This window comes from Mesorhizobium sp. NPDC059025, from assembly GCF_042739655.1.
In the GTDB taxonomy this organism is placed as follows: domain Bacteria; phylum Pseudomonadota; class Alphaproteobacteria; order Rhizobiales; family Rhizobiaceae; genus Mesorhizobium.
Genome location: NZ_JBHYIM010000030.1, coordinates 1 through 4491, shown reverse-complemented (window position 1 = coordinate 4491; position 4491 = coordinate 1). Strand labels below are relative to the sequence as shown.

At 63.3% G+C, this 4491-nt stretch carries 4 protein-coding genes; all 4 read left to right on the top strand.

Features of this window, described 5'->3' with window-relative positions; all coding sequences use genetic code 11:
- The first annotated feature begins 342 nt into the window (after positions 1–342).
- Entirely contained in the window at positions 343–1986 is a 1644-nt protein-coding gene (locus ACFWYE_RS30935) for an ABC transporter substrate-binding protein (RefSeq protein WP_379115813.1), read from the top strand.
- Between the two features lie 75 nt (positions 1987–2061).
- Positions 2062–3057, top strand: coding sequence for an ABC transporter permease (locus ACFWYE_RS30930; RefSeq protein ID WP_379115814.1), 996 nt, complete (start codon positions 2062–2064; stop codon positions 3055–3057).
- Entirely contained in the window at positions 3054–3980 is a 927-nt protein-coding gene (gene nikC, locus ACFWYE_RS30925) for a nickel transporter permease (protein WP_379115812.1), read from the top strand. Before ACFWYE_RS30930 ends, nikC begins: the two co-directional genes overlap by 4 nt.
- Positions 3977–4491: ATP-binding cassette domain-containing protein (locus ACFWYE_RS30920; RefSeq protein WP_379115811.1), on the top strand; the 515-nt coding region annotated here is incomplete at its 3' end. The genes nikC and ACFWYE_RS30920, both read left to right, overlap by 4 nt.

Here is a 4491-nt window from a genome sequence, read left to right as displayed (position 1 = left end):
TGGAACTGAAGGAACGCAACGCCCGCCTCGCGCTCGCCACCATGTGCATCGGTGTCGGACAGGGCATCGCCATCGCACTCGAAAGGGTCTGAGCGGAAAGACGTTTTAGGGCGTGTTGAGGTTCATGCCCAACACGGAGTATCCAGCCATCATGGACAGGCCTGCATCGCCGCTCGAAACTCAACACGCCCTGCTCGATCGGCTTTTGTCACACAAATGCTCGTTGCCGGGCCGAAAGGCGCCGGATATGGTTGTTCGAGGCTTCAACAAATAAGGCCTGTCGGCGCAACGACGTCGCGTCCCACACGGGGAACAGGGGCGACGAAACAAGGAAATTCGAAGATGATGATGCACAAGATCACTCTCCGCTCGCGCACCTTCCTGACCGGTGCCGCACTTGCCGCCCTGGTTTATGCCGGCGCCCCGGCGCTGGCCGACACCCCGCCCGACACGCTGGTCCAGGCCTGGGCGATCGATGATATCATCTCGCTCGATCCCGCAGAGGCGTTCGAGCTGTCGACCGGTGAGATCACCGGCAACACCTATGACATGCTGGTCCGCCTCGATGCCAACGACACCACCAAGGTGGTCGGCGGCATCGCCGAAAGCTGGACCGTCTCCGATGATGCCCTGACCTACACCTTCAAGCTGAAGCCGGGCCTGAAGTTCGCTTCCGGCAATGAGATCACCGCCGCGGATGTGGCCTGGTCGTTCGAGCGCGCCGTCAAGCTCAACAAGAGCCCCGCCTTCATCATCCAGCAGTTCGGGCTCACCGCCGACAATGTCGCCGAAAAGGCGAAGGCAGCGGATGCCTCCACCTTCGTCTTCACGGTCGACAAGGCCTATGCGCCGAGCTTCGTGCTGAACTGCCTGACCGCCACCGTCGGCGCCATCGTCGACAGCAAGCTGGTCAAGGAACATGTCGCCGCCGCCACGCCAAGCGCCGACTACAAGTTCGACAATGATTTCGGCAACGCCTGGTTGAAGACCAACTATGCCGGTTCCGGTCCGTACAAGACCCGCGAATGGCGCGCCAACGAAGTCGTCGTGCTGGAGCGCAACGACAACTACTACGGCACCAAGGGCAACATGACGCGCGTGATCTATCGCCACGTCAAGGAAAGTGCCGCGCAGCGCCTGCTGCTGGAGAAGGGCGACATCGACATCGCCCGCAACCTGCAGCCGGGCGACTATGAGGCCGTCGGCAAGAATGCCGACCTCGCCACCGCTTCGGTGCCGAAGAGCACGGTCTATTACGTCAGCCTCAACCAGAAGAACCCCAACCTCGCCAAGCCGGAAGTGCGGGAAGCGTTCAAGTACCTCATCGACTACGACGCGCTTGGCGACACGCTGCTCAAGGGCATCGGCGTGGTGCACCAGAACTTCCTTCCCAAGGGCATCCTCGGCTCGGTGGATGGCAAGCCCTACAAGCTCGATATCGCCAAGGCCAAGGAACTGCTGGAAAAGGCCGGCCTGAAGGACGGGTTCACCATCACGCTCGACACCCGCAGCGGCCAGCCGGAATCCGGCGTTGCCGAATCCATCCAGCAGACCGCGGCGCAGGCCGGCATCAAGATCGAGCTGGTACCGGAAGACTTCAAGCAGCTGCTGACCCGCTACCGCGCCCGTCAGCATGATGCCGCCATCCTGATGTGGGGCGTCGACTACTGGGATCCGAACTCCAATTCGGAGACCTTCGCCACCAACCCGAACAATGCCGACGATTCCATGAACAAGACGCTGGCCTGGCGCAACGCCTGGGACGTGCCGGCGGACATCCAGAAGGAATCGGCGGCGGCCTTGCTCGAGCGTGATCCCGCCAAGCGTACCCAGATGTATCAGGACGTTCAGACCAAGATCCGCGAACAAGGTCCGTTCAACTTCATCTGGCAGCAGACCGAGGTTGCCGGCCTGCGCAAGAACGTGCAGGGCTTCAAGCTCGGGCCGACTTTCGACACCAATTTCGTGGCGCCGGTAACCAAGTAACCGACCTTGTCGCTCGCCCACACGACCAATGAGCCGGGGCGGAGGCGCAAAAAAGCCTCCGCCCTCGGGCTCGCGCTGCTGCGCTTCATCTTCATCGCCGCGGTCACCTTCCTGGGGCTGATCGCGGTCACCTTCTTCATCGGCCGCGTCATGCCGATCGACCCGGTGCTGGCGATCGTCGGCGACCGCGCTCCGGCCAGCGTGGTTGCGGCCGCGCGCCAGCAATACGGCTTCGACCTGCCGGTCTGGCAACAGTTCCTGCTCTACGTCCAGAAGGCGCTGCAGGGCGACTTCGGCACCTCCGTTTTGTCGACCTATCCGGTCATGCAGGACATCCGCCGCGTTTTCCCGGCAACGCTGGAACTGGCGACGGTCGGCACGCTGATCGGCCTGCTGTTCGGCATCCCGCTCGGCGTGCTGGCGGCGGTAAAACGTGGTTCGTTCATCGACCAGGCAGTGCGCGTTATTGGCCTCATCGGCTATTCGATGCCGATCTTCTGGCTAGGCCTGCTCGGCCTGCTGGTCTTCTACGCAAGACTCGGCTGGGTCGAGGGACCAGGTCGCATCGGCATCGCCTATGAATACACCTTCACGCCGATCACCGGGCTCTATCTGGTCGATGCCGTCATCCAGCGCGACTGGGGCGCGTTCCGCGACGTATTCTCGCACATTATCCTGCCGGCCTCGCTGCTGGGCTACATCTCGATGGCCTATATCAGCCGCATGACGCGCTCCTTCATGCTGAACGAGCTTGCCCAGGAATACGTGGTGGCTGCCCGTGCGAAAGGCCTGTCGGAGACACGCATCATCTGGGGGCATGCGCTGCGCAATGCGGCCGTACCGCTGGTGACGGTGATTGCGCTGTCCTACGCCACCTTGCTCGAAGGCTCGGTGCTGACGGAGACGGTGTTCTCCTGGCCTGGCATCGGGCTTTATCTGACCAACTCGCTGCAGAACGCCGACATGAACGCCGTGCTCGGAGCCACCGTCATGATCGGCGCGGTGTTCATCGCGCTCAACCTGTTGTCGGACCTGCTCTATCAGCTTCTCGATCCGAGGACACGGTCATGAGCATAGCCGAGACCTCAAAGACAGGCTGGCGCGAGTGGCTGCTGTCGGAACGGCCGCAATCGCGCACGCAGGCGCGGCTTGGCCGCTCCTACATGACCTGGCGCCGCTTCACCGCCAACAAGCTGGCGGTGATCGGGCTCTTCATCATCCTGGCACTGGTCTTCGTCGCCATCTTTGCCGGTCTGCTGGCCCCCTACTCGCCGGTGGTGGGCGACCTGCGTGGCTCACGCCTGCTGGCGCCCGACTGGACGCACTGGATGGGAACCGACGACCAGGGGCGCGATATTCTCTCTCGCGTCATCTACGGCTCGCGGCTGACGCTTTATGTCATCGTGCTGGTTGCGCTGATCGCCGCGCCCATCGGCCTCATCGTCGGGACCGTCGCCGGCTATGCCGGCGGCTGGACCGATGCGATCCTGATGCGCATCACCGACATCTTCCTGGCCTTCCCGAAGCTGATCCTGGCGCTGGCCTTCGTGGCGGCGCTCGGGCCAGGCATCGAGAACGCCATCATCGCCATCGCCATCACTTCATGGCCGCCCTATGCCCGCATCGCCCGTGCTGAAACGCTGATGGTGCGCAACTCCGATTACATCAAGGCCATCGAGATCATGGGCGCCTCGCCGGCGCGGATCGTGCTGCGCCACATCATGCCGATGTGCATCTCCTCGCTGATCGTGCGCGTCACCCTCGACATGGCCGGCATCATCATCATTGCCGCCGGCCTCGGCTTTCTAGGACTTGGCGCGCAGCCGCCGTTGCCCGAATGGGGAGCGATGATTGCCTCTGGCCGTCGCTTCATCCTCGACCAGTGGTGGGTGGCGGCCATGCCCGGCATGGCCATCCTCATCGTCAGCCTCGGCTTCAACCTGCTCGGCGACGGCCTGCGCGATGCGCTCGATCCAAGGAGCTCCGGCCAATGAGCGCGACGGATGCAAAGTTGAACGCCGGCACCCTGCTCGAGGTCGATAATCTCAGGGTCCGCTTTCCCACCCGCACCGGGGTCATCGAAGCGGTGCGTGGCGTCTCCTTCTCATTGGGACGCGAACGCCTCGGCATCGTCGGTGAATCCGGCTCCGGCAAGTCCCAGACCGGCCGCGCCATCATGGGCCTCACCGATCCACGTGCCGAGGTGAGCGCGGACCGGCTGCAGTTCGACGGCATCGATCTTCTGTCGCTGCCGGCGCGCGAACGCAGGGCGCTGCGCGGCAAGCGCGTCGCCATGATCCTGCAGGATCCGAAGTATTCGCTCGATCCCGTCATCAGCATCGGCCGCCAGATCGTCGAGACCCTGCGCACCCATGAGAAGGTCTCGAAAGCCGAGGCAAGGGAACGTGCTCTCGACATGCTGGCGGCGGTGCAGATCCGCGATCCGAAGCGTGTCTTCGATCTCTATCCGCATGAAGTCTCGGGTGGCATGGGCCAGCGCGCCAT